The sequence below is a fragment of the Clostridium sp. genome (assembly GCF_016650095.1).
GTDB lineage: Bacteria > Bacillota > Clostridia > Clostridiales > Clostridiaceae > Clostridium_AD.
The window spans coordinates 1-4,313 of the sequence record NZ_JAENWL010000333.1 but is presented as its reverse complement, the minus strand read 5'-3'; the positions used below and the strand labels follow the sequence as shown (position 1 = coordinate 4,313).

The following is a 4,313-nucleotide window of genomic DNA, read 5'->3' as shown; positions in this document are numbered from 1 at the left end:
GGGAAGATATAAATGCAAATAAATAAAAATATAAGACTTGCTACTGAGGCTGATAGTGCTTCAATTTTAGAAATTTATTCACCTTATATAACAGATACTGTCATTACTTTTGAATATGAAGTACCAACTATAATGGCGTTTGGCAAAAGAATAACTAATATTCAAAAGAAGTATCCTTGGCTTTTATGTGAGGTTAATGGTATCGTTGTAGGCTATGCCTATGCTGCAGAATATATGCAGCGTAAGGCCTATGATTGGTCCGTAGATTTTTCAATTTATATAAACCATAAGTACCATAGAAAAAAGATTGGGAAAGCATTATATTTTGCACTATTTGAATTATTAGTATTACAAGGTTATTACAATGCTTATGCGGGAATTACTTTACCTAATATTAAAAGTGAAGGCCTCCATCAATCTTTTGGGTTTAACCCAATAGGTGTTTATCAGAATGTAGGCTACAAATTTGATAATTGGCATGATGTTAAATGGTTCCAATTAAAAATTCAAGATTGTTCTAAATCACCTACAACACCAAAAACTATTAATGATATAAATAATACACCTGAATTTAATACAATAATTCAAAAGGCCCGACAGTTGATAATGGATTAATAATAAGAGAATCCACATGCATAACAAAAGCACAAGGTGCATTCAATGTCCCTTGTGCTTTTTCTAATACTTATTACGTAGTTTTAGATTCATTCCATTCATTCGCATAGTCTTTCATTACTTTATGAAGAACTTCCCCAATTTTAGAATAAGATTCATCATTAAGATTTGCTAGTGATATCCTTATAGACCACTCCGGACCATTAAATCCACTACTTCCTAATAATACTATAGAAGATTGCTCTGCTAACCGTATAAGAATGTCTACTGGTTTAAAACTTTCTTGTAAATACTTCACAAAATCAATATTATAATTTCGAGCAGCCCACTCTAGTAAATCAAATTGAGTATAATAAGACGCATCGAAAGGATTTGTCTGTAAATCTACTCCCAATCCCTCAAATAAAAGTCTTTTCCTCCTGCGGCAAATATCTTTTGTTAATTTTTTATATCTATTTTCTTTATCAACTATAGCAAATAACGAAAAGAATGCCATTTGTACTTGTTGTGGTGTAGATAATCCTGCAGTATGATTAAGTGCAACCTGCCGACTATCTGCTACTATTCTATCAATAAAATCAATATTATCAGGATCAGTAGAAATTCCTCCGTAACGTATCCTTGCCCTTTCCTTTTTATCTTCATCTTGCTCTTTTAATAATTTATTAAATACATTATGCTCATAGAGCGAAATAGTTCCAAGACGCCAGCCCGTTACTCCAAAATATTTTGAATAAGAATATACTCCAATTGTATTGTATGGCAAATCTGCCATTATTGAACGAAAATCATCTACAAAAGTACTATACACATCATCTGAAATAATCATTAAATCTGGATTATCATTGTCAACAATATTTTTTAACTGTTTAACATTTTCTGGTTTCATCGCAACAGAAGCTGGATTACTTGGATTAACTATAAATAATGCCTTTATACTAGAATCTCTCATTTTCTCAATTTCTTTAGAAGAATATTGCCATGTACGTCTACCATCATCTGTCATTTCATCAGCTAAAACTTTAATAACCTCAAAATTATAGCGCGGTAAATGAGGTATTTCGAGATAAGGCGTGAAAATTGGAGCCATAATTGCAATCTTATCTCCCTTTGACAATATATTGTTAGCAATTAATGTATCAAAAATATAACACATTGCTGCCGTTGCGCCCTCAACAGCAAAGGTCTTAAACTTTCCTTCAAGGGGTTCATTATAGCATAACTCCTGAATAAGATAGTCATTAACTACATTTTCAACATGAGTTAGCATCCTATCTGGCTGAGGATAGTTATCCCCAATAATCCCATCTACTAATTCGTAAATCCAGTCATCAGCATTAAATCCTTTAACTGTTACACCATAATTAATCATTTTACGAAGAAGTTCAATTCCTGGATCATCTTTATGTTTTCTTATAAAATCTATAAAACGTTTTGAAATATCTTCTTTCTTTGGCATTCCAGCTAAGTCGTGATCACTCCATACACTACGGCTTTCTTCAACCGCAAATTGACCAAAAGTAAAAAAAGCCTCTCTTGGCGACGCTGCAATCCAATTGGGATTTCCTCTACCTGCATCCAGTAGTGATTGTGCACCACTTTTCTTTGATTCCTCTGCAAGATCAATTAATTTATCCTTAAGTTCAAAAGGGCTTATTTTACCATAAACTTCCTCTATTTCTTTACGCTGAAGACTTAACTTGTTCATATTCTTGTCCTCCTTCTAATATCTGGTTTGCTATTTTACCTCATTGTTATAATAACTATAATCGTATACTTTTTCCTCTTTGTTTATTATATGTTCTTTTTCTAATTCAGAAAGTATTATAAATGTCTCAGTATCTCCAAACATTTGTATCTTTCCAATAAGTTTTTCTAGACTTGTAATATCCTCAAATCTAGCCTTCAAAATATTACAGTATGGTCCAGTAACATGATAGCATTCTATTATAGAATCCTCATTTTTTATAAATTCCATAAATTTTTTATTTCTCTGAACATTTATACCTACGTTTATAAGCACATTAATTTTTTTCCCAAGTTTAGAATAGTTTATTTTCGCTTTATAACCGGTTATAATATTTTCTTCCTCAAGCCTCTTTACTCTTTCTGCAACCGCAGGTGCACTAAGTGATACCTTTTGGGCAAGTTCCTTCATAGGCATTCTTCCGTCTTCTAAAAGTATCTCAAGAATTCTGTAATCAGTAGTATCCACAAATTTTCCTCCTACAATAATCTATAGTTTTATTTTAGCATAATTCATTTAAAGTTTACATATATTTAATAACACATTTTATCATATTTCCATTATTAAATTACTTGTTTTGGTATAAATGCCTAATTTAAAAATTCATTACTCAATTAATCGTTTAGTTAATAAACAGATTACTCAGTTTCAACTTGTTTATATTGTTTTTTACACTTATCTATATTATTAGCCAATTTAAAAAATGTATGAACTTTTCCTATTTATTCTTCCATTATATCATTCCAATGTAATTTTTTCGATAAGATATAGATATGTGTTATTATTGACACAAAAACTCTAACACTATAAAATAAGAGTTAGATATAAGTGGAGTCTTCAATCTATGATAAACATTAATACAACTTGTATATAAATAATATGGAGGTGTTTAAGTGGATAAAATAAAATTAGGAAAAACAAATCTTATGGTTACAAGAAGTGGCTTTGGAGCATTACCGGTTCAGAGAGTTTCTTTTGAAGAATCCAAAAATATTCTGCGAAAAGCTTACGACAATGGAATAAACTTTTTTGATACTGCAAGAGGATATTCTGATAGTGAAGAAAAAATAGGATATTCTCTTTCCGACGTGAGAAATGATATCATAATTGCAACAAAAAGTCATGCCGAAGACAGAAAAACTTTACTTGAGCATTTGCAAATAAGTCTTAAAAATTTAAAAACTGATTATGTAGATATCCTTCAATTACATAACCCAGATATTCTTCCTGACCCTAAAGATCCAGAAGGTCTCTACGCCGGCCTTCTAGAAGCTAAGAAAAAAGGCCTTGTTCGTTTTATAGGGCTTACAAACCATAAAATTAAGAATGCTATGGATGCCGCTGCTTCAGGGCTATATGACACTGTACAATTCCCCTTAAGTTCTTTATCTTCTGACACTGATTTATTGTTAATTAATGAATGTAAAAAAAGAAATATAGGACTGATAGCAATGAAGGCCCTTTCCGGAGGTCTAATAACTAATGCTGCCTCAGCATTTGCATTTTTAAGACAATTTGATAATGTTGTGCCAATATGGGGAATACAAAGAGAAACTGAACTAGATGAATTTATTTCTCTCGAGAAAAATCCCCCTCTATTGGATGATGCCATGTGGTCCATTATTAACAAGGATCGCATTGAACTTTCAGGAGATTTTTGTCGTGGTTGTGGATATTGTCTACCATGCCCTGCTGGAATTGAAATTCCTACATCTGCCCGCATATCACTTCTTCTTAAAAGAGCTCCATATCAAGAATTCTTAAATGATAGCTTTAAAGAAAAGATGGAGCTTATAAATAATTGCATAGAATGTGGACACTGTAAGAATCACTGTCCTTATAGGCTTGATACTCCAAATCTTTTAAAAAGAGAACTAAAAAGCTACACTAAGTTTTATGAAAAGCATAAAAATGCTTAGCTAAAAACATAAAAGAAACCCTGAACTTTATT

Annotated in this window: 4 protein-coding genes; 2 read left to right on the top strand and 2 right to left on the bottom strand. The window is 31.5% G+C overall.

What is annotated here, in order from left to right:
* Positions 1-12 precede the first annotated feature (12 nt).
* Entirely contained in the window at positions 13-615 is a 603-nt protein-coding gene (locus JJE11_RS15630; RefSeq protein WP_291637272.1) for a GNAT family N-acetyltransferase, read from the top strand.
* Between the two features lie 73 nt (positions 616-688).
* Here JJE11_RS15630 and aspD read toward each other — a convergent pair whose 3' ends face one another.
* Positions 689-2,323: an aspartate 4-decarboxylase gene (aspD, locus tag JJE11_RS15625; RefSeq protein ID WP_291637269.1), complete on the bottom strand. Its 1,635-nt coding sequence runs from the start codon at positions 2,321-2,323 to the stop codon at positions 689-691.
* A gap of 30 nt (positions 2,324-2,353) precedes the next feature.
* Entirely contained in the window at positions 2,354-2,830 is a 477-nt protein-coding gene (locus JJE11_RS15620; protein ID WP_291637267.1) for an Lrp/AsnC family transcriptional regulator, read from the bottom strand.
* 425 nt (positions 2,831-3,255) lie between these two features.
* Here JJE11_RS15620 and JJE11_RS15615 point away from each other — a divergent pair, with 425 nt between their 5' ends.
* Positions 3,256-4,281 carry an aldo/keto reductase gene (locus JJE11_RS15615; protein ID WP_291637265.1) on the top strand — a complete coding sequence of 342 codons (1,026 nt, stop codon included), beginning with the start codon at positions 3,256-3,258 and terminating at the stop codon, positions 4,279-4,281.
* Positions 4,282-4,313 lie beyond the last annotated feature (32 nt).

Coding starts and splice junctions, on each gene's coding strand:
- JJE11_RS15630 (WP_291637272.1), top strand. CDS start 13: ATGCAAATAAATAAAAATATAAGACTTGCTACTGAGGCTGATAGTGCT.
- aspD (WP_291637269.1), bottom strand. CDS start 2,323: ATGAACAAGTTAAGTCTTCAGCGTAAAGAAATAGAGGAAGTTTATGGT.